Consider the following 26,649-nt stretch of genomic DNA (forward strand, 5'->3'; position numbering starts at 1 on the left):
CGGTACGCGGGCCGGCGATCACAGGCTGTCATGCATTGACACAAACAGGGACACACGAGGTTTTCACCATGATCGATTTGCGCAGCGACACCGTAACCCGTCCAACTCCTGCCATGCTCGCGGCGATGTCGGCCGCCGAAGTGGGCGACGACGTCTGGGGCGACGACCCAACCGTGCTGCGTCTGCAGGCAACGGTCGCCGAGCGTGTCGGCAAGGAAGCCGGCCTGTTCTTTCCGAGCGGTACGCAAAGCAATCTGGCAGCGTTGATGGCGCATTGCGCGCGCGGCGACGAATACATCGTCGGCCAGTTGGCGCATACCTATAAGTACGAAGGCGGCGGCGCCGCGGTGCTCGGCAGCATTCAGCCGCAGCCGCTCGAGAATGCCGCCGACGGTTCGATCCCGCTCGAGAAGATCGCCGCCGCGATCAAGCCGATCGACAACCACTTCGCGCGTACGCGGCTGCTGGCGCTGGAAAACACCATCGGCGGCAAAGTGCTGCCGGCGGGTTATGTCGACGAGGCGGTGCAGTTGGCGCGTAAGCATGGCTTGTCGGCTCACCTCGACGGCGCGCGGGTCTACAACGCGGCGGTTGCATCGGGCAAGCCGGTTGCGGCGCTGTGTGAACGGTTCGATTCAGTCTCGATCTGTTTTTCGAAGGGCCTCGGTGCGCCGGTCGGCTCGGTTCTGGTCGGCAGTCAGGCGCTGATCGACGTGGCGCATCGCTGGCGCAAGGTGCTGGGCGGCGGGATGCGTCAGGCCGGCGTGCTGGCGGCGGCCTGCCTGTACGCGCTGGATCACAACGTCGAGCGTCTTGCCGACGATCACGCCAACGCCGCGCATCTGGCGGCCGGTCTGGAATCGATCGACCAGGTCAAGGTGCAATCGATCGCGACCAACATGGTGTTTGCGCATTTTCCGCAGCAACATTGCGTACCGCTCGAAGCGTGGCTCAAGGAGCGCGGGATCCTCACGCAGATGCTGTATGCGTCGCGCTTCGTCACGCATAAGGATGTGTCGCGTGCGGATATCGATACGTTTATCGCCGCGGTGAAGGGGTATTTCGCCGCGCATTGATCGATCGAAATGCCGGGAAGAAAAAACGGGCGCACTGCCACAGCAGTGCGCCCGTTTTGTTTACTTCGCCGACGCTTTCGCGTGCGCGCCTGAGCGATGCGAAGGCGCGAACAGCCGCAGTCCGCTTGCAAGGCTCGCCGCGCCGGCAAAGAAGGCGCCGGCGCTGAGCGCGAGTGTGGGCCCATGACGGCCGGCGATACCGAAGCTCAGCGCGACCAGCGCAGCGCCGGTGGTCTGTCCGAGCAGCCGGGCAGTCGCGACGATGCCGCTGGCGCCGCCGCTGCGCTCGGGCGGCGCGCTCGCCATCAATGCCTTCAGGTTGGGTGACTGGAAGAAGCCGAAGCCCGCACCGCAAATCGCCATGCGAATGCCGATGTCGAGCACATGCGGATGCACCGGCAACAACGCCAGCGACGCCATCCCCGCCGACATTACCGCCAGGCCGATCGCGCCAAGCAGGCCCGGTGGATAGCGATCGGACAGACTGCCCGCCAGCGGCGCGGCCAGTGCGACCACCACGGGCCACGGCGTCATCAGAAAGCCGGTCTCGACCTGGCTGCGATGCAGCACATCCTCGAAGTAGAAAGGCAGCGACACGAACGCCAACCCTTGCGCGGCGAACGAGCACACCGCAGTCACTGCCGACAACGCAAACACCGGCCGCTTGAACAGATCGACCGGCAGCATCGGTGCGGGGTGACCGGCTTCACGACGAATCAGCAGTACGCCGAACACCACGGCGATCGCGGCCGCGCTCAGCACCAGTTGTGTCGAGGCGCGCTGGGCCGCTTCGCCGAGCGCGAAGATCAGCGCGGCGAAGGTGATCACGTTGAGGAGCGCCGCGATCGGGTCGAAGTTGTGTTTGCCGCGCTCGGTGTGCGGCAGCGCCGGCCATGCGAAGGCCAGCGCCAGCAGACCCAGCGGCACGTTGACCGCAAACAGCCACGGCCACGCGGCAACGGACAAAATCAGCGAGGCCACCGTCGGCCCGACCGCGAACGATACGCCGACGATCAACGCGTTAGTGCCGAGGCCGCGTCCGAGTCGATGCGGCGGATACAGATAGCGGATCAGCGCCGTGTTGACGCTCATGATCGCGCTCGCGCCGAGACCTTGCAGCACGCGCGCGGCGGCCAGCATCGGCAGTGTCGAAGCGAGCGAACACGCCAGCGACGCCAGCGTGAACAGCGCAATGCCGCCGATATAAATCCTGCGATGCCCAACGATGTCGCCGAGTGCGGCGAGCGGCAGCAGTGTCGCGACCATTGCGAGCTGGTAGGCGTTGATGATCCACACCGAAGCCGCGGGCGCCGCGTGCAGATCCGCCGCGATGGCGGGCAGGGCGGTGTTGGCGATTGCGGTATCGAGCGTGGCGAGCGCGACGGCGAGCATGATCGCGGCCATCGCGCGGCGATTGGCGGCGCTCATCGGGCCGTCCGTCGGAAAGGTCTGGTCGAGCGTGGCGCCACGGGCGGCGCTGGGTTTGTCGGACAAGGCGTGGCTCGTCGGGTTATGCATGCCGCAGCGCCGGGCGCGCCGGAGGGACGGCGCTGCGGCGTGCAGGCGGCAGGGTTGCGTGGCGTGAAGCGCGGGGCCCGAGTCCAGCGGTCAGGGCGGCGCGCGCGGCGAATGAAGTGATTGTTACAGAGACGTGGAAATCGTGCTGGGAGGGCGGCAGGGCGGGGCGCTTGATCGGACGTCTTCAACGCAACTAACGGTCAAGTCCGCCCGGCGTCTTCGAATCGGCGTGGCGCCTCGTTATCGCATATCGCTTCGGCATAACAGTTCAGCAGACGAGGCGCGCCGATGTGACCACGTATTGAACCGGTCAACGCTTTCATCGGCACGTCACACGTCGAAAAAGATAATCGTGCTGCCTCTCTCCCATGCAGTCGGCTTTCATCGCTTGATATCGTTTGCCTGTTTTGCGGGCCGATGCACGCGCCTAGTGCCGCGCACAGGCTACCGCTGCACCGCGTGCGTGCGCGGAATGCGTGTGAAATGCGTGAAGCCCCGTATGTCGGCGGGCATGGCATGTGCATGACCACCCGCTCGCGCCCGGCGGTGTTCCTGCGCCGTAAAATGTCGTACTCTGTTTGCTAACCCGCCTGACCGACACGCGCCTCCCGTCCGTCATCTATGCGGTTCGCGTATGTCGCGTCGTTTTTTCCCCGGAGGCCTCGATGACAGCCGTCGATCTGGAATTCGACCAGCTCAACAGTACCGTCGACGCGCTACGGCGCTCAATTTCCAATCGCATGATGTACGGCGTCGGCAAGGACGCCGTCACCGCTCATCCACATGACTGGCTGCACGCCGCGGCGCTCGCCGTGCGCGACCGGCTGGTCGCGCGCTGGATGAAGACCACGCGCCTGCAGTACGAACAGGACGTCAAACGCGTCTACTACCTGTCGATGGAATTCCTGATCGGCCGCACGTTTACGAACGCGTTGCTGGCGCTCGGCATCCACGATCAGATGAAGGAAGCGCTTGCGGATCTCGGCGTCGATATGGACATGCTGGTCAATATCGAACCGGACGCGGCCCTCGGCAACGGCGGCCTCGGACGCCTCGCCGCCTGCTTTCTCGATTCGATGGCGACGCTCGGCATTCCGGGTTTCGGCTACGGTATCCGTTACGAATACGGCATGTTCCGTCAGGAGATCGTCGACGGCGAGCAGGTCGAAGCGCCGGACTACTGGCTGCGCGCGGGCAATCCGTGGGAGTTTCCGCGGCCCGAGATCAAGTACATGGTGCACTTCGGCGGCCGCACGGTGCAGCGCGGCGAGCATGTGGAGTGGATCGACACCGAGCATGTGAACGCCACCGCGTATGACACCGTCATTCCAGGTTACGCGACAGACGCGACCAATACGCTGCGCCTATGGTCGGCGCGCGCCACCGAAGAACTCGATCTCGGTGCGTTCAATCGTGGCGACTACCGCAACGCGGTCGATACGAAGAACATGTCGGAGAACGTCTCGCGCCTGCTGTATCCGGACGACTCGACGCCGGCCGGCCGCGAACTACGGCTGCGGCAGGAATACTTCTTCGTCTCGGCGACCATGCAGGATCTGATTCGCCGCTATCAGCGCACGCACAGCACGTTTGGCCGCTTCTCCGAAAAGGTGGCGGTGCATCTCAACGACACGCACCCGGTTCTGGCGATTCCGGAATTGATGCGCTTGCTGGTGGATGTTCATCATCAACCGTGGGACAAGGCGTGGCATCACGTCACCAAGATCTTCTCGTACACGAACCACACCTTGATGCCCGAAGCGCTCGAAACGTGGGACGTCGAGATGCTCGCGCGTCTTTTGCCGCGGCATCTGGAGATCATCTTCGAGATCAATGCGGGCTTTCTCAAGCATGTCAGCGAGCAATCGGGACACGACGGCGAGATGATCCGCCGCATTTCGCTGGTCGACGAATATGGCCAGCGGCGTGTGCGGATGGCGTATCTGGCGATCGTCGCGAGTCACAAGGTGAATGGTGTATCGAAGTTGCATTCGCAACTGATGACGCGCGATATTTTCTCCGACTTTGCGCGCATCTATCCGGACCGCTTCACCAACGTCACCAACGGCATCACGCCGCGGCGCTGGCTGGCGCAGGCGAGTCCGTCGCTCTCGTCGCTGATCGATCAGCAGATCGGCAAGCATTGGCGCAGCAATCTGTTCGAGCTGGAGCAACTGCGCAGTCTGCGCAACGACAGCGCGTTCATCGACGCCTTTCATGAAGCGAAGCGGCAGAACAAACTGCGGCTCGTGCAGCGGCTTGCGCATCACACCAAACTGCACTTTGATCCCGATGCGTTGTTCGATCTTCAGGTCAAGCGTATTCACGAATACAAGCGGCAGTTGCTGAACGTGTTGCACGTGATCGTGCGCTACAACCAGATTCGCGCGAATCCGGAGCGCGATTGGGTGCCGCGCGTGGTGATGTTCGCCGGCAAGGCGGCGTCCGCGTATCGCATGGCGAAGACGATCATCAAGCTGATCGGCGATGTCAGCGAGAAGGTGAATCACGATCCGTTGATCGGCGATCGCCTCAAGGTGGTGTTCGTGCCGAACTACGGCGTGAGCGTGGCCGAGTTGATCATTCCAGCGGCTGATCTCTCCGAGCAGATTTCGATGGCCGGCACCGAAGCGTCAGGCACCGGCAACATGAAGCTCGCGTTGAACGGCGCGTTGACGATCGGCACGATGGACGGCGCGAACATCGAGATCTGCGACGCGGTGGGACACGACAACATTTTCATCTTCGGCCATACCGCTGATGAAGTGGACAACCTGCGCGCCACTGGCTACCGGCCGCGGCAAGTCTACGAGGAGAATCCGGAACTGCGCATGGCGCTCGACCAGATTCGCACGGGTTACTTCTCACCGGATGATCCGCTGCGCTTCTCGGACATTTTCCACACGTTGGTGGATTGGGGCGATCACTATATGGTGCTCGCCGATTTCGCTGCGTTTGCGAAAGCGCAGGACGAAGTGGATGCGCGTTTCGTCGACCGGCGCGCGTGGACCGAGAGCGCGATCGAGAACGTCGCGGGCATGGGGCAGTTTTCGTCGGACCGCACGATCGGCGAATATGCGCGCAATATCTGGCACGTGAACCCGCTCAGTATGGAGTGACGGGGTGGAGTGACGCAGGCACGTTTGTGTATGGCGCTTGCTCAAATGAAAAAGGCCGTGCGAAATTTTTCGCACGGCCTTTCTTTATCGATCGATGACTATCACGGGGCGAATCGTTCGCTCTCTTGCGCGGCATACAAACCGAACTGCCCGCGCGGGAAATCGAATAACACGTCGATGTTCTGCATGGCCATCAAACCGACCACGATGCGGTTAGCGTCCGGCTTCGCCTTGACGATCGTGACTTGCGCCTTCTCGTAACGGTGCACCCACGATCCAGTGCCGATGGCCGTCTCGTAGTTGCCCTGATCGAGCACGTTGCCGACATCGCCGTCACCGGTCCAGTTGGGCGCCTTGTCCATTTCGAGGCGGATCATGCCGGTGCTGCCGGTTGCGAACACCAGCGGCGCGCAGAAGGTCATCTTGTCAGCCACGTTCACACAGCCTCGTGGCCATTGCGCCGTGCCGTCTCTCGACATTGTCATTGGCACCATCGTGTAGTTTTTGGTGATGGTGCTCGAGGGGCTCAACACCATGTACGGCTTTGCGAAGTTCGCGTGCACCAGATAGCGTTGACCGATGTTGCCGGGCAATGCGCGCAACGGTTGCGTGTAGCTGTTGTCGTCGGGCTGCGCGGCGCCGACGCCGAGGATGCCGGAAAACGCCCAGCCGAATTCGCCGGTGTAGCCGTCCATCCCGACGCACTTGCGCGCGTTCGGCAAGCAACGCACGACGTCCACCGCTTGCGCGGCAATCGGCGTCGGGGTGGTGCCGGCGAGGCTGAACGGCACCTTCACGGCCGAGCCGAGCACCTCCACGCCGTTCGCGAACGACAACGATGTCACGCCGCCGGCGCTTGTGTAGCCCGAACCGGGCAGCACCGACTTCAACACCCGCGTGCCTTGCGTACCCGTGTCGAGCGCCATGTAAACCGGCTTGCCGTCGAGTTGAACCGGCAGACCGAGGCGCGCGTGGTCTTCGTCGGCACGCTCCACGTGCAGCGGAATCAGCAGGCCATCGTTGCCGCCGTTGATCAGCGCGGCATTGGGGGCTGGCGGCGTGGGGGTGGGGAAGGTGACGGCGCAGCCGGTCAGCGTGGAGAACGCGCCGGCTGCAAGCAGTGCCGCCGAAGCTGAGCGACGAAATTGAGAATGAAAATGAGAACCGACATGCCGGCGTGCGGCATCGAGAGACGACAGGAACATAGGATCACGCTTTGCAAAAAGGCGGGTCCCTGGCGAAGGCGATGCATCGTGGGCTGCGGGTCGGACAACTCGAACAGCACTGGCGGCAATCTCACTGGATTGCCGCGGCGTGAGCGGAAAAACCGGAACGCTTGCGGGGGCCTGCGGGAGGGAACACGCGATAACAGGAGCGGCGACTCTACACGGCCACCCGCGGGCATTTGCAAAGATGTGTAAAGGTTTTGGGGACGGCTAGCAAGTCGCCCGTGCAAGCGTTGATCTATGTCAATAGTCGCGCGGACGGCGGATTACGGTGGTTTGCGCGCGGCCGAGCGTGGCGCGGTCGAGAGCGCATGTCAGCAGGCCGATCACATCGTCGAGGGTGCGCGAGGTGACTTCGACACGGAAGGTTACGCGCTCGTGTTGCTGGTCGACGGTAACAACGTAGAGGCGTAGATCGTCGCCGAGGGCGGTATGCAACGCGCGCCGCCCGTGTGCCGACGAGGTGCCGGGCACGGTGACGTCAATGATGACGAGCGGAACGACGACATGCGTGCGGCGGGGAAGACGTGATTCGCGCGCTGCGCGCGGGATGGGGACTTCAGACGTTGCAACTGACGTGAGCATCGTGGTTGCGCCGATTCGGCGAGGCGGCGCGCGTTGTTGATACCCAACCACTCTAACGACGCGCGCCTCAACGACGCGCAAAAGCTGCCGCGTCGCGAATCAATTTTGTGTTAACGCGCCGCGCCTCGCGTATATCGGACGGCGGCTGCTCAGGCCTTGGGCGCTACAGCGACGCTCTTCGCTTCGTGCACGGCTGCGGCAACGCGCTCGACGAACTCGCGATCGGTGCTCATAAGCGCCTCACGCAGACCATTCGCGGTCTGCACCATCAGACGATGCGTGATGTCCTGGGTCGCCCACGTGAGCCAGCCGACCACGACCAGCATCGTGCCGCACACCATGCCGACCGGCGAGCGCAATATCCCGCCGACAATCGCGCCCACGAGTCCAAGCAACGAGATCGCACGGGGCAGGGCCTTGTTCTTCTGCACGGTGACGACTTGCACGTCGACGATGTCGCGCAGCGGAAAGACCTGGCCGGCCGACGAGAGTGCGTTACGCGTGACCGACACGCCGCGGTCGTTGAAAGGGGTTTCCATCGAGTCCAATGCAAGCGGTAGCAAAGGGCGCAGCGTACCAGATGCGGCGGCAGCGCTGGAAGTGGCGGGGGGAGGAAGACGCTGCTGGCGGATTTGATCAGTGTGACACTTTGGCCAGAAGCTTGAAAAATGGTATCACTAATGGCACCATTGATTCATGACGGAGAAAATTCTTGGCCAGATGCGCCGTGAGCCGACCAACGTCCGCTTTTCGGCGTTGCTCAAGGTATGCACGCAATATTTTGGCGAACCACGCCGCTCGGGCACGAGCCACGCAGTGTTCAAAACCCCATGGCCGGGAGATCCTCGCGTCAACATTCAAAACGATAACGGCAAAGCCAAGGCGTACCAGGTACGTCAGGTATTACAAGCCATAGAAAAGCTCACGGAGAGTCAACATGCCCGCTGATCACTACACCTATCGCGTTACCTGGTCGCCCGAGGACGGCGAACATGTCGGCTTGTGCGCGGAGTTTCCGTCCTTGTCGTGGCTTGCGCGCACGCCGGATGCCGCGTTGAAGGGAATTCGCGCTGCGGTCGCCGAAGCAGTCGCAGATATGCAGGAAGGCGGGGAGGCGGTACCGGAACCATTGGCCGAGAAGCGCTACAGCGGCGAGTTTAGAGTTCGGATCCCGCCGCAGCAGCATCGCGCGCTCGCAATGCAAGCGGCTGAACAGGGCGTCAGCCTGAATCGGCTGGTGAGTATGAAGCTTGCGGCATAGGTGTCGACGTGGGCACGCGAAAACCGCTCCCCTAAAAGAAAAACGCCCCGCAGGGCGTTTTCCAGAACCTCAGGACAGCAAGGAACTCGCGCTCCTCGCCGACCAGGTAAAACTCGCTTAGAACTTGTGACGCAGGCCTGCGCGAACTGCCAGTTGCGTGCTTGCGCCTGCCACCGGCAGGAAGCTGCTCGTGCTGGAGCCGATCTGCGCTTGCAGGCCGGTATTCTTCGACGTCTTGCCCGCAGCTGCCTGATAAACGCCCAGCAGGTACACGTCGGTGCGCTTGCTCAATGCGTAGTCGACGCTGGCGTCGATCTGGTTCCAGTGGCCGTTGGTCTGGTCCTTCGACTGCATGTACGTGTAGCCCAGCGCGCCCGTCAGTGCCGGCGTGAAGGCGTACTTGCCGCCTGCTTCGTACGCGTTGAACGTCGTCATGTGACCGGTGATCTGTTCGATGTTCGTGTGCGTCCAGAGAGCCCACATCGTTGCCGCGCCGATCGAGTACTTGGTGCCAACGCCGACCGTGGACAGGTCCTTAGCCGTACCGCTGATCGCCGAGTTTGCGAGCGTCGTCGAGAAGGTGGTCGGCGATGCCGAACCCGGGTAGCGGATGTCCGTGTACGCAGCGCCGATGCCGAACGGGCCGTTCGCATAGTTCACGCCAAAGCTGTACACCGACGACGAACCGGTTGCGCCCGGCGCGCCAGCAAATGCACCAGCCTGGTTCGAGAAGCCGTACATACCGCCGAAGGTCAGGCCCGCGAAGTTCGCGCTGGTGAACTTGACCGCATTGCTGACGCGGCTCGACGTGAGCTGGTCGACGTCGTTGATGTGATAGCCGTAGTTACCCGCGACGGTCTGGCTGCCGTTGCTGTACACGCCACCCAGGAAGTCCGTCGAGAACGAGTATTGGCGACCGAACGTGAGCGTGCCGATGCCGTTCTGCGACAGACCGACGTATGCCTGACGGCCGAACAGCGAGCTGCCCTGGCCGAGCGCGCCGGTGCCGGAGTTAAAGCCGTTTTCCAACGTGAACAGCGCCTTCAGGCCATTGCCGAGGTCTTCCGTACCGCGCAGGCCCCAACGGCTGGCTTGGGCGACACCGTCGCCGTATTGATAAAGCTTCTGGGCTTGAGGGCCAGCATGGTTGACATAGGTGAAACCGGCATCGATCAAGCCATACAGCGTGACGCTGCTTTGTGCGTGTGCGGCGGTGGCGAAGACGGCGAGCGTAGCGGCGGCCAATACTTTCTTGTTCAAGACTTTCTCCGATTAAAAATTAAGCGATCACCACGCCGTACTCTTAGGTAAGGTCGTGAGATGGAGCGAAATTTAAGGGAATGCAGAGTAAGGTATGTGACAGCTTTGCTTATTTTTGTAATCTGTCGCGCTGGCGCGACACTCACATAGCATTGCCAGTTGAAATCGAGCAAGGCACGTCGCGCATAAGCTTTTTCCAGATCGTGCATATAAGCGTGTGAAAAACGATTGGTTTTCGGGGGCATTTGCTGCATGCGAGGATCCGCACCTGCCAATCAAAATCGCTCGTGGGGAAATGCATGCAACGCCGGAAAATCATCCAGAATCTGCTCGCTATCGCCGCCGTTTCGCTGACGGCAACGTTTGCGCACGCCGACGACAAACAACTGAAGATCGGCACGATGAGCGGCCCGGACGCACAAATCTGGTCGGTCGTGACCAAGGTGGCGGCGCGCGAAGGGCTGAATGTGAAGGTCATCGAATTCAACGACTACGTGCAGCCGAACGCGGCACTTGACGCCGGCGACCTCGACGCCAACGGTTTTCAACACCAGCCGTTTCTCGATAGCCAGATCAAGCAGCGCGGCTACAAGATCGTCAACGTCGGCCTGACCTATGTGTCGCCGATGGGCTTCTATTCGAAAAAGCTCAAGTCGCTCAAGGACTTGCCGGAAGGCGCGAAGGTCGGCATCCAGAACGATCCGTCGAACGGCAACCGCGCGCTGCTGCTGTTGCAGAAGTACGGCGTGATCAAGCTGAAGCCGGGCGTCGGCACGAACGGCGTCAACGCCACGCCGCTCGACGTCGCCGAGAATCCGAAGAAGATCAAGCTGGTGGAACTCGACGCCGCGCAATTGCCGCGTTCGCTCGACGACCTCGACGCGGCGTCGATCAACACGGACTACGCGGTGAAGGCCGGCTTGCAGCCGACGAAAGACGCGATCGCAATCGAGGACCTCAAAGGTCCGTACGCGAATCTGATCGCCGTGCGCGCGCAGGACCGCGACAAGCCGTGGGTCAAGAAGCTGGTCGCGGCGTATGAGTCGGATGAAGTGCGCAAATACATCGACACGCAGTTCAAAGGCGCGATCATTCCGGCTTTCTGAGCGGTTTTACAGGCGGCTTTCCGGTCGCCTTTGAGTAATCCGCTCTTTTGCAACAGACCCGTAAACGCAGAACGCCCGCTGAAATAGCGGGCGTTTTGCTTTGCAGGCGCAACTTTTACAGATGAATCCTGCGAAAGCGCGGCTTCAATTGTTCCTTAGTTAGTTGCTCAACAACGATCCGCTTCTGAACGCCTTCGCACCGGCAATGCGTGCGAATTCCAGCCCGGCCGTCGCGAAGCGCGTCAAATGCCGCGCATACAGCACACCGGCTACGGTGCTCTTCAGCGTGATGACGCGATCGGTCAACGGATCGACGATATCGGCGATCTCATGGCCGACATCGACCCAGGTACCGACTTCACAGCGATACACGAGCACACCGCTGATCGGCGCGACGATCGGCTCGGCGCCGGCCAGCGGCGTAGCGGCGAATTCGAGCGCCGGCAGCGGAGCGGCCGTTCCGTCGATCACGCCACGCGAGGTCAGGTACTCGATGATCGCCTGAGCGTCGCGCTCCGCGTACTCGTACGACACGTCGCGTTGACCACGCAGTTCGATCGTGACCGAGACCGAACCGTTCGGAATCGGGAAACGGTCGCCGTAACGGCCGCGCAGATCCGACCAGCAGAAGCTGTGGATTTCGTCGAACGGATTACCCACCGAATTCAGCGCCAGCAACGACGCCTTGGCGTCCAGATAGCAGGCAAGCGGCTCGACTTCCGGCCACAGGTCCGGGTTCGTGTAGATGTGCATCGCGGCGTCCCAGTCGCAGTGCAGATCGAGCACGACATCGGCGTCATACGAGAGCTTTTGCAGCGCCAGACGTTGCGATTCGAGTTCGGTGACCGGCGCTTGCGCGTCGAGCGCTTCGCGCATTGCCGCGCGGATCGCCGTGCGATTGGCGTCGATGTTGTCGGTCAGGCGCGCTTCGATGCCGGGCTGAATCAGCGCCGACAGTTCGTAGAAGTTGCGGTTGAAGTTCTGCGCGCTGTTGGTTTCGAAGCGGCCCGTCAGATGGCCGAGAAAGTGCTGATTCAGGCCGATCGGATTGGCCACCGGCACGATCACGACTTCGCCGCGCACCTTGCCGGCGGCTTCTAGCGCGGCGAGCTTGCGGCGCAACGCCCACGAAACCAGCATGCCAGGCAACTCGTCGGCATGCAGCGACGACTGGATGTAAATCTTCTGCCCGCCGCCGGGACCATAGTGAAAACTCGTCAGATTACGGGCGGTGCCGAGCGTCGGGGCAATCAGCGGATGGGTTTGGGTTTGCATGATTTTCAAATCCGCGGGCATCTGGGGCGTGCCGCGCTATGTCGTTGATTACAAGGGGAAAGGGTGTTTAAAGGTCGGGCATTGGCGGGCGGGTTCGCAGCGCCTCTAGCGCACGATCTTAGCCGATATGACGCGGCGCGTGGTCTTAGGCGGCGCCGTTTGGATCGCGCGTGGCACGCGGGCCGGGCTATCCGGTTCGATCACAGTCCGGGCGGCGCGGCAAAGCGGCCCCGCAAACGAAACGGGCTCCGCGTGATGCGGAGCCCGTTTTCTGCAAGCCGGCAAGCGCGCCGTCAGGCGCGCGTGACAGGCTTAGCTGCCGTACACGTCGAAGTCGAAGTACTTCTTCTCGAGCTTCTTGTACGTACCGTCCTTGATGATGTCGGCAATCGCCTTGTCGACCTTCGCCTTCAGATCGGTGTCTTCCTTGCGCATGCCGATGCCTGCGCCGTTGCCGAGGATCTTCGGATCGTCGAGGTCCTTGCCGACGAAGTCGAAGCCCGCGCCGCGCGGCGTCTTCAGGAAGCCGATCTCAGCTTGCACTGCGTCTTGCAGCGCTGCGTCCAGACGGCCCGACAGCAAATCGGCATAGACCTGGTCCTGGTTCTGATACGGCACAACCTTCGTGCCCTTCGCTTCCCAGTACGTCTTCGCGTAGGTTTCCTGGATCGTGCCTTGCTCGACACCAACCGTCTTGCCCTTGAGCGAATCGGCGGTCGGCAGAATGCCCGAACCCTTCTTCGCGACGAGGCGCGTCGGCGTGTTGAACAGCTTCGACGAGAAGGCGATCTGCTCAGCGCGTTGCGGCGTCATGGACATCGACGACAGCACGCCGTCGAACTTCTTCGCCTTCAGGGCCGGGATCATGCCGTCGAAGTCGTTTTCGACCCACACGCACTTGGCCTTCAGGCGCGCGCAGATTTCATTGCCGAGGTCGATGTCGAAGCCCGCGAGCTTGCCGTCGGAGCCCTTGGACTCAAACGGGGGGTAGCTGGCGTCAACGCCGAAACGGATTGTCGACCAATCTTTAGCGTGTGCGCCAATCGAGACGGTTGCAAGCAGAGCAACCGTCAAAGCCGCTAGCAGTTTTTTCACTGTTTAACTCCTCGGTGTAGTTCGAATACTCCCGTATGCGGTTGTGCCGCTGCGGGACGCCCGGCGCGACTCACGACCGGGCTTGGGTTGAAGCTGCCGGCCGGGGCGGCCAGCAGCGCGCGCCAAGCTTATCAGTTCAAAAAGATTGGGTAGCTAGTGAAACACCGGATAGCGCACGGGAATAGCTTCTAAAGCCTGAATGTGGTGGAGTTTCGACGGGGTCGTCATGCGAATTGCATGGCCTTGGGATGCTACCTGTTGTCGCGTAAAGGAGCCGTAATGAAGTTGGCTACCCACGGCGCTTTTCCGGCGTGCTTCGCACCTTGCGCTGTGCCGGCAAAACCAGTATTCAGAATGGCGCTATTACCAGCAGTTATTGCAGACTATTACGCGACCGTGATTGTCTCAATTGAGCGTCGCCGAAGTTAAAGATTTCGCGAGAACAACCGTTAAATACAGATGAGCGTATTTGTTAAATCTCACCTGACCAATTGTTTTTTCTCGATTGAGGCGGGGCCGGAACCAAAAATGCATTGCTTGGCGCTATGATCAACGCTCCGCACGGCTGCCTTTGCAGCGTACGGTTGCACCGGTATCTGTCTGAACAAAGTCATCGAGCACTACGCCCGCGATTAAATACCGCGCGCCTGTTTGCGTTCGTCTTAATGACATTCTGCTAAGCGGTTGTATATGCACACGATTTCGATGGCAGACGAAATGCGCTGTTTCAAACCATCGCGCCGGAGCCGAACTGCAGTCGCAGCGGCACGCGCGAAGTCACTGCGCGGCCGCGCGTTTTCCGCTTTTTTGACATTACTGATAAACGCCGCTTTCTGCTGTAGCCTTTTGTCTTCAGCACCCGTCGTGGCCGCCGACAACGTTCTGCGTGTGCTGGCATGGCCCGGTTATGCGGACGCTGACGTCGTCAAGACTTTCGAGTCACGCTACAACGCGAAGGTCGAAGTCACGCTGGTCGATTCCGACGAGGCGCTATGGGCGCAGATGCATGCTCAGGGCATGCCGCAGTTCGATGTGCTCGCAGCGAATACTGCTGAAATCGAGCGCTATACCCGCGCGAATCTGCTGGCGCCGCTCGATCTTGCCAGTTTGCCGAATACGAAAAAACAGTTGCCGCGGTTTCAGGCGCTGTCGGCGATCGAAGGGCTGACCTCGGCAGGCAATGTGTACGCCATTCCATTCACGTACTCGTCGATGGGGCTGATCTATGACCGCAAGCAGATCGCCGTTGCGCCGCGCTCGATGCGCGAATTGTGGAACCCGCGCTATCGCGGCAAGGTGCTCGACTTCAATAGCGCCCAGCATAATTTCTCGTTCACCGCGCTGGCGCTGGGCTATCCGCATCCCTTCCAGCTCGACGCCACGCAGATGCGCGTGATCGCTCACAAGCTCGTCGACCTGCGCCGCAACCTGCTGACCTATTACACGTTGCCTGAAGAAGCGACCGCGTTCTTCATCCAGCACAAAGTTGCCCTGATGTTCGGCAACTACGGCACCCAGCAGGTTGAATCATTGCGCCGCGCGGGCGCCGACGTGGGCTACGTGATTCCCGAAGAAGGGGTGCTCGCCTGGCTGGACTGCTGGTCGATGACGCGTTCCGCCAAGGATCGCCCGCTCGCGCTTGCGTGGATCAACTACATGCTCGAACCGGACGTCAGTGCGTTGCTGACGCAACGCCAGGGGCTCGCCAACACGCTGACGGCGCCGGCGGAGAACGGCGACAAGGCGCATATCCTTTGGATCGGCCCGGTGGAAGATATTCAGCGGCGCGAAGATCTGTGGAGCAGAATCGTGTCCGGCGACAGGTCGGAGCGTTTCTGATGATGCGCCCCGGCCTGACATTCAAGTTATCGATTCTGCTTGCGTGCATTGGCGTGCTCGCGTCCGGTGCAACGGGTTATTACACGTATCGTGCCAACCGTACGATGCTCGTGAACGAAGCCGAACGCAGCCTGCTGACCTCAACGGAGTTGTTGGGACAGCGCTTTTCCGTGGCGATCGACGATGTTGCCGCAGACGCGCTGGTGCTCGCGAGTTTGCCCTCTCTGGCGGACGTCGCGCAGACCGACAACGGCGTCGGCGCGAATGCGCAGCGCGAACAGCTGGCGCAGGTGTATGCCAGCTTCATGATTCATCACTCCGAGTACCTGCAGATTCGTTTCATTGCCCGCAAGCACTACGGACTCGAGCTGATCCGTTTCGACCGCGATGCGGACGGCCTGGTGCGGGTTGAGGGGAACAACCTGCAGGAAAAAGGCCAGTTTGCGTATGTGTTCGACACGCTGGGGTTCTCGCCCGGACGCATTTACACTTCGCCGATCGCGGTGAATCACGAGTATGGCGCGCATGCCGCTGAGGGCAAACCGACACTGCGGCTCGGCACACCGGTGGCGAACGCGAGTGGCGCGGTAGTGGGCGTCGTGATTATCGATATCGATCTGGCCGGACTGCTCAACCGTTTGCAGAGCGACTTGCCGAGCGACTATCAGGTCTATCTCGCCAACGAATGGGGCGATTTCCTGGTCCATCCGGATGCCTCGAAAACGTTCGGCTTCGACAAGGGCCGCCGCGTTCTGATGCAGGACAGCTTTTCCGCCACCAAGCCGCTCTTCGATCAGTCAAAAAGCGAGGTTCTGCTGAACGGTCTCGTGCGGCCGGGGCAGGCGGCCGGCCAGGTGCTTGCTTTCGTGCGCAGACCGTTCGGCGCATCCGAAGGCAACCGTTTTATCGTGATCGGCCTTGCCAAGCCGCTCGAGGATGTCTTGTCCGGCGCTACGCAACTGGGTAACAGAATCATTCGCATGGTGCTGATATTCAGCGTGCTGGCGCTGTTCCTCGCGATTCTGTTTGCGCGCGCCTTGACCAAGCCTTTGCACATCCTCGCGTATGCGGCGACGCATCTGTTCGCCGAGCACACGATGGAAACGCTGCCGCTCAAACGTACCGACGAGATCGGCGTACTCGCGCGCTGCTTCGATCGTTTGCGCCGGGAAATCAAGTCGCAAATGGACGTGCTGCATAACAAGCAACGTGAGCTCGTGCATCTCGCCACGCACGACGGGTTGACCGGCCTGCCGAACCGCATGTTGTTCATGCAGAAGCTGGAGGCGGCGATCGAGGAAGCAACAAGGCGTCAGGAAGGGCTTGCCGTGCTGTTCGTCGACCTCGACCGCTTCAAGCAGATCAACGACCAGTTCGGCCATTCGATTGGCGACAAGGTGCTCGCCGCCGTGGCGAAGCGGCTGAAGAAGGTGCTTTGCACGGCGGATGTTGCCGCGCGCCTCGGCGGCGATGAGTTCATCGTGTTGATCGAGGGGCCGCGCTCCGCGGAGGCCGCACCGGGGATTGCCTCGCGCATCATGGGGGCGTTGAACGAAGAACTGGTGATCGACGGACAAAGCATGACGGTGGGCGCGAGCATCGGCATCAGCCAGTTTCCGGAGGATAGCGCCACGGTGGAGGAGTTGCTGCTCCATGCCGATGCGGCGATGTATGCAGCCAAAGCCGGTGGACGGTGTGGCTATCTGCGCTACCAGGATGTGCTGGCGGCGCGCAAGCGTGAGCAGGAGAGCGAAGGGGCAACGGAAGGCCGTGAGGCGGAGCCGACGGCCTGAAGCGCCGAATTTCATTGCAATGCTGTGATGGCTCCTCGTGCGCCGTGTTCGTGAAGCAGCTGCAATGCGTGTCGAAGCGTTTTTCTGAACTCGGGCAGGGCGGCCAGATCTTCCGGAAACACTTCACGCACAGTCAGTAACGCATCCATCAACGCTTGCGGCTCACCGTCAGCGGACGCCACGAGCGTCTTCAATCTGCCGGCCAGCGGATCGCTGATTTCGTAACGCGTGCCGTCGTCCGCGTGGCCGCACAAAAACATCATCCAGGCCGCTATCGCCAGCGCGAGACGCGTGAACGGTTGACCCGCGCCGATCCGCGCCGCAATCGTTGCAAGCAGACGGGGTGGAATCTTCTGGCTGCCATCCATCGCGATCTGCGCGCAGCGATGTTTCAGCGCCGGATTCGTGTAGCGCTCGAGCAGTGCGTCCCGATAGGCGGCCAGGTCGAATGATGCGGGCATGGTAAGCGTCGGTGCGATTTCTTCCGTCATCATCGCGTGGATGAGATTGCGCATGGGCGGGTGAGAGATCGCTGCATCGATCGTCTCGAAGCCGCCGAGCATCGACAGATAGGCCAGCGTCGAGTGCGTGCCGTTCAGCATGCGCAGCTTCGCCAGTTCGAACGGCGTCACGTCTTCCACGAGTTGCGCGCCGACTGCCTCCCATGCGGGACGTCCCCCCGCAAAACGATCTTCAATGACCCACTGCCGGAACGGCTCGCAGGGCACCGGTACGGTGTCTTCATAAACGATGGCGTGGGCCACGGTGACGCGTTCGGCATCCGTGGTGGCCGGCACGATGCGGTCGACCATCGTCGACGGAAACGCAACGTGGGCGGCGATCCAGTCGGCCAGCTCGGGATCGCGTTGCCGCGCGAACGAACAGACTACCTGGCGCAGCGCGGCGCCGTTATGGGAAAGGTTGTCGCACGAGAGCACCGTGAACGGTTTGCCGCTCGCGCTGTCGCGCCGCTCGCGCAATGCCGCGACGAGGATGCCCGGTACGGTACGCGGTTCGAGCGGGTTGGCCAGATCGTGTGCAACGGCGGGATCATCCAGCGCGACCTCGCCGGTTTTCGGGTCGCGGCAATAGCCTTTTTCCGTGACGGTCAGTGAGACGATCTGTACCAGCGGATCCGCGAGACGCGCGAACAGGGCGGCGCGATCGTGCGGCATGGCCAGCACTTCGCGTAGCGCGCGCACGACCGTCACCTTAGCGCCATGCGGGCCGCGCTCAACCACGCTATACAAACCTTGCTGCGCCATCAGCGCATCGCGCTTGTCGACATCGCCTTGCAGCGTGACACCGCAAATCCCCCAGTCACCACCCGCGGCAAGCATGGCCTCTTCGGTATAGAGGGCCTGATGCGCGCGATGGAAGTTGCCGATCCCCAGATGAACGATGCCGATGCGCGGCTCCTGCCATTGCGGTGAGAGCAGGTGTGATTGCAGCGTGGGCAGTGCTTGGCGGACGAGGCGAGGCAAGGTGGCTACAGAAATCATGTGACGAATTCCAGGTTGCGGAAAGGCTTCAAACCGACGCCGTTCAACGGGAAAACCCTGATTTGACGTGTCGCTATACTTGTATGGTAGCATCGTTCAAACGGTTTGAGACAGGTTGGCGAGTGCGATTTTCCACTGCAACCAGAGCCAAAAATCGACATGAAAAACAGCCAGTCGTATGCCGCCGTTGTGCGCGGTTCGCGGCTTGCCTCTGCAAGGAAGAAGTCATGAAGATCGTTCGCGCCGACGTGATCGTCACGTGCCCGGGCCGCAATTTCGTCACACTGAAAATCGTCACGGATGAAGGCGTATACGGCATCGGCGATGCAACGCTGAACGGCCGCGAACTCGCGGTCGCTTCGTATCTGAAAGACCACGTGTGCCCGTTGTTGATCGGCCGCGATCCCGGCCGTATCGAAGACACGTGGCAGTACCTCTACAAAGGCGCGTACTGGCGCCGCGGCCCTGTCACGATGTCGGCGATCGCTGCGGTGGATATGGCGCTGTGGGACATTCTCGGCAAAGTAACGGGCATGCCGCTGTACAAGTTGCTCGGCGGCGCCTCGCGAGAGGGCGTGATGGTGTATGGCCACGCCACCGGCCGCGATATTCCCGAAGCGCTCGACCGTTACGAGGAACACATCGAAGCCGGCTATCAGGCCATTCGCATTCAATGCGGCGTGCCGAATATGCGCTCGGTGTACGGCGTGTCGAAAGGCAGCGGCATGTACGAGCCGGCTACCAAGGGTGCGGTGGAGGAGCAGAGCTGGTCGTCGGAAAAGTATCTCGACTTCGTGCCGAAACTCTTCGAAGCCGTGCGCGACAAATTCGACTTCGATACGCATTTGCTGCATGACGTCCATCACCGTTTGACGCCGATCGAAGCCGCGCGTCTCGGCAAATCGGTCGAGCCGTATCGCCTGTTCTGGATGGAAGATCCGACGCCCGCGGAAAACCAGGCCGGCTTCCGGCTGATTCGCGAGCATACGGTCACGCCGATCGCCGTCGGCGAAGTCTTCAACAGCATCTGGGATTGCAAGCAGTTGATCGAGGAACAGTTGATCGACTATATCCGCGCGACCCTGACGCACGCAGGCGGCATTACGCATCTGCGGCGCATTGCGGATTTTGCTTCGCTCTACCAGGTGCGAACCGGCTGTCACGGGCCATCGGATCTGTCACCGGTGTGCATGGGCGCGGCGCTGCACTTCGACCTGTGGGTGCCGAATTTCGGGGTGCAGGAATACATGGGCTTTCCGCCAGAAGCGCTCGACGTATTCCCGCATGCATGGCGCTTCGAGCGCGGCATGATGCATCCCGGCGAGGCTCCGGGCCACGGCGTCGATATCGACGAAGCAGCGGCCGCGCGGTATCCCTACGATCCCGCGTATCTGCCGGTCGCACGTCTTGAAGACGGAACGCTATGGAACTGGTGAGCTGATTTTGCTCGACTGACCCTAACTACAAAATCATGGAGACACGCGTGAACCCAGCACGTCCGCAAGCCGCCGCGCCGGCCAGCACTGCCATGCTGCGTCGCGTGGCCTTCGCCTCGACCATCGGCACCGCGGCCGAGTACTACGACTTCTTCGTCTACGGCACGGCTGCGGTGCTGGTGTTCGGCCAGAAATTCTTTCCCTCCGCGGACCCGCTGATCGGCACGCTTGCCGCCTTCGCCACCTACGCAGTCGGTTTTCTGGCGCGGCCGCTGGGCGGCATCGTGTTCGGGCATTTCGGCGACCGCGTCGGCCGCAAGAAGGCTTTGATCGTGACGATCCTGATCGTCGGCTTGGGGACGTTTGTGATCGGCCTGCTGCCGGACTATCAATCGATCGGCATCTGGGCGCCGATTGCGCTGATCGTGATTCGCGTGTTGCAAGGCTTCGGCGTGGGTGGCGAGCAGGCGGGCGCGGTGTTGCTGACGGCGGAATACGCTCCGCCTGCGCGGCGCGGCTTCTTCGCGAGTCTCGTGCAACTGGGTGCGCCTGCGGGCTTCCTGATTCCTTCGGGTCTGTTCGCGCTGCTTAGCGCGACGTTGACGCAGGCGCAATTGCTCGACTGGGGCTGGCGCATTCCGTTTCTCGCGAGCGCGCTGCTGGTTGCGGTGGGCCTGTATATCCGCTTGCGCACCGAAGAGTCGCCGATCTTCGCAACGATCCAGCGCACCAAGGCAGTGGCTTCGCGCCCCGTGGTGGAAGTGGTAAGGCAGTTCGGCCCGACGATCGTCAAAGGTGTCGGCGCGAAATTGATCGAGGCTTGCGCCTTCGCGATGTACACGATGATCGTGCTCGCCTACGGCAAGGCACACGGCATTGCGCAAAGCATGCTGCTCGAAACGGTGATCGTTGCGGTCGCGCTCGAGCTCGTCACGATTCCGCTCGCCGGTGCGCTGTCCGATCGCATCGGACGGCGGCCGACCTTTATCGCCGGTGCGCTATTGCACGTGGCGTTGGTGGTGCCGTTCTTCATGGCGATCGATAGCGGCAATCGCGCGGCGATCCAGCTCGTGATGATTCTCGCCATTAGCGTGGGTCACAGCCTTTGCTATGCACCGCAAGCGGCGCTGTTTCCCGAACTATTCCCCGCGCGCGTGCGCTGCAGCGGCATCGCGCTGATCTGGCAGATCGGCTCGTTGCTCGGCAGCGGCGTGCTCGGACTGCTGGCCGTCAAACTGATTCAGGTCACGCATGGCAATTCGCTCGCGTTAATCGTCTATGTGGCCGTGCTCGGCATTGTGTCGGCTGTATCGCTTTTTGCATTGCCGGAAACCGCGCCTCTACGCCGCGGCGGCGATCTCCACGATTGGGGCGGCGGCGAGCCGGCAGAAGCCCATACGGCAGCGCAAGCCCTCGCGTCCTCATCTTCATCTTCTTTCGCGCGGCACTGAGCGCGAGACCTTTGTCATACCGGAGTCCTTCATGCTCGCAGCCGTGCTTCACGAACCCAAACTCATCCGCATCGACGAAGTCGAGCCGCCTGTACCCGGCCCCGGCCAGGTGCGAGTACGCGTGCGCGCCGGCGGTATTTGCGGCTCCGATCTCTCTTACTACTTCAAAGGCAAGAGCGGCGATTTCGCGGTACGCGAGCCGTTCGTGCTCGGACATGAAGTGGCCGGCGAGATCGATTCGCTCGGCGAGGGCGTGAGCGCGGAGAGTCGCCTGACACCCGGGCAGCGTGTTGCCGTCAATCCAGGGCTGGCCTGCGGGACGTGCCGCTTTTGCATCGGCGGGATGCCCAATCATTGTCTGAACATGCGCTTCATGGGCAGTGCATCGACGTTCCCGCACACGCAGGGCATGTTCCGACAGTACATCGTGGTCGCGGCGCGGCAATGCGTGTCGGTGCCGGATGGCGTCGATTTTGCGCAGGCGTCGATGGCCGAGCCGCTTGCCGTTGCATTGCATGCAGTGAAGCAGGCGGGTTCGCTCGTTGGCGCGAGTGTCCTGCTGGTCGGTTGCGGGCCGATCGGTTGCATTCTGCTGAGCGTGGCGCGCCGCGCCGGTGCCCATCGCCTGGTCGCGCTGGATCTGTCGGATCGGGCGTTGCAGGTTGCGCAGCAACTCGGTGCGGATCAGATCGTGAACGCGAAAGACAGCGCCGCGATCGATCAATGGTCCGCACAACGCGGCACGTTCGACGTAGTCATCGAGGCATCGGGCAGTCCCGCGGGACTCGATACGGCGCTGCGTGCGGCGCGCGCGGGCGGCACGGTGATTCAGGTCGGCAATCTGCCGGCCGGCCAGTCGCCGGTGGCAGCGAACCTGGTGATGTCGAAAGAACTCCGCTATCAGGGCTCGTTCCGCTTCACCGGCGAATACGCCATCGCCGCCGATGAAATCGCCTCCGGCAAAGTCGACTTGCGACCGCTCATGACGCATGCATTCGCGATGAGTGAAGCAAACCATGCGTTCGAAGTGGCGCTCGATCGCTCGCAGTCGATGAAGGTGCATCTGAACTTCGACTGAGCATCTCCCGTGGCATGAGGCGTTGCACCTGACCGCAGCGCCTTGCCATGCCAATCCAGCTACTTAAGCTATTCAAACGCCCATCAAGAGGCGACCCGAAGGAGACACCTGATGATCAAGAGTCAACGCTGGTTTGTTGTCGCGCTACTGTTTCTGGCCGGCGTCATCAACTATCTCGACCGCGCGGCGCTGTCGATTGCCGCACCGCTGATCCAGAAAGATCTGCACTTCTCGCATGCGCAGATGGGCATCGTGTTCAGCAGCTTTTTCATCGGCTACGCGTTGTTCAATTTCGTCGGCGGCGTGCTGTCGGACAAGGTCGGTGCGAAACGCGTGTTCGGCACCGCGATGGGCGTGTGGTCGGTGTTCTGCGGTGCGACTGCGTTGGCCACCGGCATCGGTTCGCTGATCGTGCTGCGTGTGCTGTTCGGCATGGGCGAAGGTCCGTTCAGTTCGTCGAACAGCAAGATGGTCAATAACTGGTTCCCACGCAAGGAAGTCGCGAGCGCGATTGGCGTGATCAGTTCGGGCACGCCGCTCGGCGGCGCGCTGGCGGGACCGGTGGTCGGCTTCATGGCGGTCCAGTTCGGCTGGCGCTGGGCCTTTGTCGCGATCATGCTGCTGGGACTCTTGTGGCTCGTCTTGTGGGCGGCAACGACCACTGAACACCCGCACGAAAACTCGCGCGTCACGCCCGACGAGATCGAACTGATTCGCGCCGGTCAGGCGGACGAACATGCGATCGCCCATTCGGCCGACGGCGAGCGACTCGGCCTGCGGCACTTCCTGAAGAAGCCGATCATTCTTGCGACGGCCTTCGCATTCTTCTCATACAACTACGTGCTGTTTTTCTTCCTGTCGTGGTTCCCGACGTATCTGACCGAAGCGCATCACCTGAGTCTGCGCGACATGAGTTTCGCCACGGTGATTCCGTGGCTGCTCGGCAGTATCGGTCTCGCGGCAGGCGGCTTCATCTCCGACTTCATCTTGCGCCTGACCGGCAAGCCGCTGCTGTCGCGCAAGATCGTGCTGAGTAGCTGTTTGGGCGCGGCGGCGGTGTGCGTCGCGTTGGCCGGGCGTGTTGCCAGTACGCAGAGCGCCGTCGCGCTGATGTCGGTGTCGATCTTCTTCCTGTATGTGACGGGCGCAGTGTATTGGGCCGTGATTCAGGACACCGTGCCGCGCGAACACGTCGGCGGTGCGGGCGGTTTTGTGCACTTGCTGGCGAATCTGGCCGGCGTGATCGGCCCCGCGGTGACGGGCTTCATCGTCGAAGCGACGCACGGTAACTACACGAGTGCGTTTGTGCTGGCGGGGGCGATTGCCGTGCTCGGCGCGGTGTGTTCGCTGGTGTGGATTCGCGAGCCGCGAGCGAGTGCCTTAAACATGAAACGTGCATGGTAGTATGGTGCGGCACACTTTAGTGGATAGGCTGGTGGGTATTCATGGTGTGTGCCGTCTCTGTCGATATTCATTCGTTGCTATCCGTTGCTTTAACCGATGCCGACCAAGAACCTCCACGCCAACCCGTCTTCTTTCTCCTCCGACACCATGCTTGCACCCCGCACAAGGCGTCGCGTGAGCGTGCAGGCCGGCGCGCGTGTCGAACTGCCGGATCTGACCGCCAGCGTCTCGTTCGACTCGCACGAGCCGATCGGCAAGCAGATTTTCCGTGCGTTGCGTCAAGCAATTTTCGCCGGTCAACTGGTGCCGGGCACGCCGCTCTCGGAGAAGGAAGTGTCCGACATGTTTCAGGTGTCGCGGCAACCGGTGCGGGAGGCGTTCATCAAGCTTGTTGAAGCGGGTGTGCTTCAGGTATTGCCGCAGCGCGGCACTTTCGTGAAGCGCATTTCGCCGCGTCAGGTGCGGGAAGGGCGTTTCATTCGCGAAGCGATCGAGACGGCGGTAGTGAAGAAGGCAGCCGTGTCGATCACGGACGAGCAGTTGCAGGCGCTGGCCGACAACCTTCGCGACCAGAAGCTTGCGGCGAAATCGAACGACACCGCCGCCTTCCTCGCGCTCGACGAGGCGTTTCATTATGCGATCGCCCAGGCGATCGATTGCACGGCGGCATGGGAAACGATTCAGGACATCAAGGCGCAGATGGACCGGGTGCGCTACCTGAGCTTGCCGGAGGTATCGCCGCTCGATCTGCTGATCAAGCAGCACGCGAAGATTCTGGCTGGCCTGCGCGCGCACGATCCGGGCGCGGCTGAAGAAGCGATGCGCAGCCATCTGCGCGAGATTCTGGTGTCGCTTGGTCCGATTGCGGAGCGCAATCCGGCGTGGTTCGACGCGGACGAACCGGAGCGTGTGCCGCTGTCGACTTAGGCCGATCTGCGGGCGGGCCGCCGGCTTGCTCGCTTACGGCCACATTACTGTCATGGGCGTAGCATCCCCGCTGCGCCCGTCAGCGAACTTCATGCATGACCCGCAGAGCCCCGTCCCGCGCCCTCTCCAGCCCACAATCCTCATACGAATATTCCCCTCCAAACGCGAGGCAACTTCGCCTCGTTCGACGCTTCATCGAGCGTCGAAGCAATCGTTTGCGCCGATCTTGAGGTAACTCTTTTTGATTTTCGCGGGCGCGTTTTCGACCTATCAACTTTTCCCGCGCGTCTGCCGAAAACAACTCTATAGCAACGGGATTGACTGGAGACGGGTGTGAAGCGACAGGTGTGGTTTTTTGTAGCCGTTCTCGCGCTGGCCGGGTGCGCACAGATGCCCGCGCAGAATGCCGCGCACACGGACAAGGCGCCTAACGAAGTCATCAGCTTCGAGATTCCGCCGGATGCGCTCGGGGCGCATGACCCGCAACTCACCGCCGTGCTGACCAAGGCAGGCGCACTGGCTGCCGCGCAACCGCAATCCACGGTCGTGCTGGTCACCGCGCTGGGTCAGGATTTCGCGTACCTGAACCAGGCAGTATGGAAGGGTGTGCCTGCGCAACGCATGTCGAAGGTGAGCTTCGAGAATCGAACCGCCGGCCTGGGTCAGCCCTATAGCGTGTCGATCAGAACGGTGCAATGAAGGAGGCCATCGCGATGTTTCGAATCACCTTACTGACGGTGGCCACATTGCTCGCCACGCCTGCTTTTGCGGGCCAGCCGGGAACGGATCTGCAGTCGGCAGGCGCGTTTCCTGCCACGTTTCCCCCGGCGGCGGACAAGGTTTATCCGCCGTTGCCAACGCTTGCGATGCTGCCGCCGTCGAGTGGCGCTGATGATGATTTGCCGGTGAAGCCGACGACGCATCGAAAGAAGTCGCGTGCGCCGATCCAGACGCAGGAACGCAGGGGAGCGCCGATGCCGGCAGTCCGGCTCGTCGTGTCCGACGCTTCACATACGTACCTCGACTCCGTGCAACGGCAAATCGATCTGGCGTTGGCCAAGTAATTCGCCCGCGGCGTGGAGTTCATCACTTTTGTCGCTATCAAGCGGAAGGATGAATCGTGTCCTTGAAACTCTTCTGTGCCGCGCTAGCGTGGCTGTCGATGTGCGGCGCGGCCCAGGCGGCAGACGATTGCTTCAATGAGGCCGCGGCCTACCAGGGCGTCAATCCCTGGGTATTGCGCGCGGTTGCATGGTTCGAATCGAAGGGCGACCCGGACGCGATACACCAGAACGCGAACGGTTCGATCGACGTCGGCCAGTTGCAGATCAATTCGATTCATTTCGGCGACCTCGCACGCGAAGGCGTGCCGCACCGCGCATTGACCGATCCGTGTGTGAACGTCTACGTAGCCGCATGGCTGCTGAAGCAGAAGATGGTCAAATACGGCAACACTTGGCGCGCGATCGGTGCATACCACTCGGAAACTCCGAAGCAGCGCGACGCCTACGCCCGCAGCATCCAGCAGGTGCTGGTCGGATGGGGGCAGTTGCCGTCGGCGCACCAATCGCTGCTCGCCGATCGCTAGTCACGAAAACGCAGTGTCGCGTGGTTATCATGAGGCCCCGGACGGCCTCGATTTCACGCACCGCGCAGCCTCATGCATGCTGCATCGTGCGGAGAAAGCAGGGCCAGGCT

At 61.8% G+C, this 26,649-nt stretch carries 23 protein-coding genes; 15 read left to right on the plus strand and 8 right to left on the minus strand.

What is annotated here, in order from left to right; genetic code table 11:
- The first annotated feature begins 68 nt into the window (after nucleotides 1–68).
- Nucleotides 69–1,076 carry a low-specificity L-threonine aldolase gene (gene ltaE / locus M0D68_RS26770; protein WP_266225888.1) on the plus strand — a complete coding sequence of 336 codons (1,008 nt, stop codon included), beginning with the start codon at nucleotides 69–71 and terminating at the stop codon, nucleotides 1,074–1,076.
- Nucleotides 1,077–1,136: 60 nt separating this feature from the next.
- Here ltaE and M0D68_RS26775 read toward each other — a convergent pair whose 3' ends face one another.
- Nucleotides 1,137–2,504, minus strand: a complete 1,368-nt coding sequence (locus tag M0D68_RS26775; RefSeq protein ID WP_211700999.1) for an MFS transporter — start codon at nucleotides 2,502–2,504, stop codon at nucleotides 1,137–1,139.
- Nucleotides 2,505–3,259: 755 nt separating this feature from the next.
- On the opposite strand from M0D68_RS26775, the gene M0D68_RS26780 reads away from it, so the two are divergent.
- Complete coding sequence (locus tag M0D68_RS26780; protein WP_266225889.1) at nucleotides 3,260–5,713, plus strand: glycogen/starch/alpha-glucan phosphorylase; 2,454 nt, start codon at nucleotides 3,260–3,262, stop codon at nucleotides 5,711–5,713.
- A 101-nt stretch (nucleotides 5,714–5,814) separates the two neighbouring features.
- Here M0D68_RS26780 and M0D68_RS26785 read toward each other — a convergent pair whose 3' ends face one another.
- The 3 genes from M0D68_RS26785 to M0D68_RS26795 all read right to left on the minus strand — a co-directional run bounded on the left by M0D68_RS26785 (nucleotide 5,815) and on the right by M0D68_RS26795 (nucleotide 8,063).
- Complete coding sequence (locus M0D68_RS26785) at nucleotides 5,815–6,918, minus strand: hypothetical protein (protein WP_266225891.1); 1,104 nt, start codon at nucleotides 6,916–6,918, stop codon at nucleotides 5,815–5,817.
- A 264-nt stretch (nucleotides 6,919–7,182) separates the two neighbouring features.
- Nucleotides 7,183–7,524, minus strand: coding sequence for a hypothetical protein (locus M0D68_RS26790; RefSeq protein ID WP_266225893.1), 342 nt, complete (start codon nucleotides 7,522–7,524; stop codon nucleotides 7,183–7,185).
- A 149-nt stretch (nucleotides 7,525–7,673) separates the two neighbouring features.
- Nucleotides 7,674–8,063 carry a DUF6232 family protein gene (locus tag M0D68_RS26795; RefSeq protein WP_093634797.1) on the minus strand — a complete coding sequence of 130 codons (390 nt, stop codon included), beginning with the start codon at nucleotides 8,061–8,063 and terminating at the stop codon, nucleotides 7,674–7,676.
- Between the two features lie 157 nt (nucleotides 8,064–8,220).
- Here M0D68_RS26795 and M0D68_RS26800 point away from each other — a divergent pair, with 157 nt between their 5' ends.
- Complete coding sequence (locus M0D68_RS26800) at nucleotides 8,221–8,472, plus strand: hypothetical protein (RefSeq protein ID WP_063499892.1); 252 nt, start codon at nucleotides 8,221–8,223, stop codon at nucleotides 8,470–8,472.
- On the plus strand, nucleotides 8,462–8,785 hold the full coding sequence (locus tag M0D68_RS26805) for a type II toxin-antitoxin system HicB family antitoxin (protein ID WP_200652609.1): 324 nt from the start codon (nucleotides 8,462–8,464) through the stop codon (nucleotides 8,783–8,785). The genes M0D68_RS26800 and M0D68_RS26805 overlap by 11 nt, the downstream gene beginning before the upstream one ends.
- 117 nt (nucleotides 8,786–8,902) lie before the next feature.
- On the opposite strand, the gene M0D68_RS26810 is transcribed toward M0D68_RS26805, so the two are convergent.
- The gene (locus M0D68_RS26810) at nucleotides 8,903–10,045 is read right to left on the minus strand and encodes a porin (protein WP_093634795.1); all 1,143 of its coding nucleotides are present in this window, start codon (nucleotides 10,043–10,045) and stop codon (nucleotides 8,903–8,905) included.
- A gap of 299 nt (nucleotides 10,046–10,344) precedes the next feature.
- On the opposite strand from M0D68_RS26810, the gene M0D68_RS26815 reads away from it, so the two are divergent.
- On the plus strand, nucleotides 10,345–11,151 hold the full coding sequence (locus tag M0D68_RS26815; RefSeq protein ID WP_093634794.1) for a MetQ/NlpA family ABC transporter substrate-binding protein: 807 nt from the start codon (nucleotides 10,345–10,347) through the stop codon (nucleotides 11,149–11,151).
- Between the two features lie 159 nt (nucleotides 11,152–11,310).
- On the opposite strand, the gene M0D68_RS26820 is transcribed toward M0D68_RS26815, so the two are convergent.
- Together M0D68_RS26820 and M0D68_RS26825 are read right to left on the minus strand one after the other, a co-directional pair.
- Nucleotides 11,311–12,426, minus strand: a complete 1,116-nt coding sequence (locus tag M0D68_RS26820) for a succinylglutamate desuccinylase/aspartoacylase family protein (protein ID WP_256456751.1) — start codon at nucleotides 12,424–12,426, stop codon at nucleotides 11,311–11,313.
- Nucleotides 12,427–12,738: 312 nt separating this feature from the next.
- On the minus strand, nucleotides 12,739–13,521 hold the full coding sequence (locus M0D68_RS26825; RefSeq protein ID WP_093634793.1) for an ABC transporter substrate-binding protein: 783 nt from the start codon (nucleotides 13,519–13,521) through the stop codon (nucleotides 12,739–12,741).
- 690 nt (nucleotides 13,522–14,211) lie between these two features.
- Here M0D68_RS26825 and M0D68_RS26830 point away from each other — a divergent pair.
- Nucleotides 14,212–15,360, plus strand: coding sequence for a PotD/PotF family extracellular solute-binding protein (locus tag M0D68_RS26830; protein ID WP_266225895.1), 1,149 nt, complete (start codon nucleotides 14,212–14,214; stop codon nucleotides 15,358–15,360).
- Nucleotides 15,360–17,153 carry a GGDEF domain-containing protein gene (locus M0D68_RS26835; protein WP_266225897.1) on the plus strand — a complete coding sequence of 598 codons (1,794 nt, stop codon included), beginning with the start codon at nucleotides 15,360–15,362 and terminating at the stop codon, nucleotides 17,151–17,153. The genes M0D68_RS26830 and M0D68_RS26835 overlap by 1 nt, the downstream gene beginning before the upstream one ends.
- A gap of 11 nt (nucleotides 17,154–17,164) precedes the next feature.
- On the opposite strand, the gene M0D68_RS26840 is transcribed toward M0D68_RS26835, so the two are convergent.
- Nucleotides 17,165–18,655, minus strand: coding sequence for a mannitol dehydrogenase family protein (locus M0D68_RS26840; RefSeq protein ID WP_266225899.1), 1,491 nt, complete (start codon nucleotides 18,653–18,655; stop codon nucleotides 17,165–17,167).
- Nucleotides 18,656–18,882: 227 nt separating this feature from the next.
- Here M0D68_RS26840 and manD point away from each other — a divergent pair, with 227 nt between their 5' ends.
- From manD to M0D68_RS26880, 8 genes are all read left to right on the plus strand, one after another.
- Nucleotides 18,883–20,091, plus strand: a complete 1,209-nt coding sequence (gene manD / locus M0D68_RS26845) for a D-mannonate dehydratase ManD (protein WP_266225901.1) — start codon at nucleotides 18,883–18,885, stop codon at nucleotides 20,089–20,091.
- A 47-nt stretch (nucleotides 20,092–20,138) separates the two neighbouring features.
- Nucleotides 20,139–21,542 (plus strand): MFS transporter, encoded by a 1,404-nt coding sequence (locus tag M0D68_RS26850; protein WP_266225902.1) that lies wholly within the window; start codon nucleotides 20,139–20,141, stop codon nucleotides 21,540–21,542.
- A 31-nt stretch (nucleotides 21,543–21,573) separates the two neighbouring features.
- The gene (locus M0D68_RS26855; RefSeq protein ID WP_266225904.1) at nucleotides 21,574–22,620 is read left to right on the plus strand and encodes an L-idonate 5-dehydrogenase; all 1,047 of its coding nucleotides are present in this window, start codon (nucleotides 21,574–21,576) and stop codon (nucleotides 22,618–22,620) included.
- Between the two features lie 111 nt (nucleotides 22,621–22,731).
- Nucleotides 22,732–24,024, plus strand: coding sequence for an MFS transporter (locus M0D68_RS26860; RefSeq protein ID WP_266225906.1), 1,293 nt, complete (start codon nucleotides 22,732–22,734; stop codon nucleotides 24,022–24,024).
- Between the two features lie 96 nt (nucleotides 24,025–24,120).
- Nucleotides 24,121–24,951, plus strand: a complete 831-nt coding sequence (locus tag M0D68_RS26865) for a GntR family transcriptional regulator (protein ID WP_266225907.1) — start codon at nucleotides 24,121–24,123, stop codon at nucleotides 24,949–24,951.
- 390 nt (nucleotides 24,952–25,341) lie between these two features.
- Complete coding sequence (locus M0D68_RS26870; protein ID WP_244179369.1) at nucleotides 25,342–25,650, plus strand: hypothetical protein; 309 nt, start codon at nucleotides 25,342–25,344, stop codon at nucleotides 25,648–25,650.
- 14 nt (nucleotides 25,651–25,664) lie between these two features.
- On the plus strand, nucleotides 25,665–26,015 hold the full coding sequence (locus M0D68_RS26875; protein ID WP_234487041.1) for a hypothetical protein: 351 nt from the start codon (nucleotides 25,665–25,667) through the stop codon (nucleotides 26,013–26,015).
- A gap of 98 nt (nucleotides 26,016–26,113) precedes the next feature.
- On the plus strand, nucleotides 26,114–26,539 hold the full coding sequence (locus M0D68_RS26880; RefSeq protein ID WP_093634916.1) for a lytic transglycosylase domain-containing protein: 426 nt from the start codon (nucleotides 26,114–26,116) through the stop codon (nucleotides 26,537–26,539).
- The last annotated feature ends 110 nt before the right edge of the window (nucleotides 26,540–26,649 follow it).

This window comes from Paraburkholderia sp. SEWSISQ10-3 4, from assembly GCF_030464785.1.
Taxonomy (GTDB): domain Bacteria; phylum Pseudomonadota; class Gammaproteobacteria; order Burkholderiales; family Burkholderiaceae; genus Paraburkholderia; species Paraburkholderia aspalathi.